General features: G+C 70.4%; 1 protein-coding gene. It reads left to right on the top strand.

The features are described from left to right. Window positions 1-149 precede the first annotated feature (149 nt). Window positions 150-946: LysR family transcriptional regulator (locus tag VTU_RS0121630; protein WP_010108752.1), on the top strand; the 797-nt coding region annotated here is incomplete at its 3' end.

Here is a 946-nt window from a genome sequence, read left to right as displayed (position 1 = left end):
TTTCGCGCCATGGCGGCGTTGCAAATCCTCGCGATACCTACGGGTATCGCTGCGGTTTGCGCCTTGCCATGACGCGAAATGCATCCGTTTCATTTTGTGCCGCTATTCGCAGGGCAGAACACCAACGAGGCGCGCGTACATTCGCGCGCATGGATACGCGATACCTGCAAAGCTTCGTCGCCGTGGTCGAACTGGGCTCGATGGCTGAGGCGGCGCGCCGGCTCGACCTCACGCCGGCCGCGATCGCAGCGCGGGTCAGGGCCCTCGAAGACGACGTCGGCGTGCCGCTGGTGCAGCGCGCCGGCCGTTCCGTGCGCCCCACCGAAGCAGGCCTGAAGATGCTCGAGCGCGCGCGCAACGTGCTGCGCGACGTGCGCGATCTTCGCGCGGCAACCAGCGGCGGCGTCTCGCTCGGCGAGCTGCGGCTGGGCGTGTTCATCTCGGCGCTGACCGGTGTGCTGCCGCCGGTGCTCGAACGCCTCTACGCGCGCTTTCCTGAGCTCTCGGTGTTCGTGGCGCCCGGCGGTTCGGTGGAGCTGTGCCGGCAGGTCGCGGGCGGCGCGCTCGATGCGGCCATCGTCGTCGAGCCGCAGTTCGCCGTCGGCAAGGGCTGCCGCTTCGAGACGCTGCTCGAAGAGCCGCTGGTGGTGGTGACGTCCGAGGCCCTGGCGCATCGCGATGCGCACGAACTGCTGGCGACCGAACCGTTCATCCGCTACGACCGCTCGGTGCTCGGCGGTCAGCTCGCCGATCGCTATCTGCGCGACCACGGCATCCGCGTGCGGCAGCGGCTGGAGATCGACAGCCTCATGGCCGTCGCGGCGCTCGTGGGGCGGGACCTCGGCGTGGCCCTGCTACCGGACTGGGCCCCGATGTGGCGCGCCGGGATGAAGATCGCGCGCGTGCCGTTGCCCGCGCGCGCGCCGGTGCGGCGCGTGGGGCTGGT

Source organism: Verminephrobacter aporrectodeae subsp. tuberculatae At4 (assembly GCF_000193225.1).
GTDB lineage: Bacteria > Pseudomonadota > Gammaproteobacteria > Burkholderiales > Burkholderiaceae_C > Acidovorax > Acidovorax aporrectodeae.
This window is presented reverse-complemented; position numbering and strand designations above follow the sequence as displayed.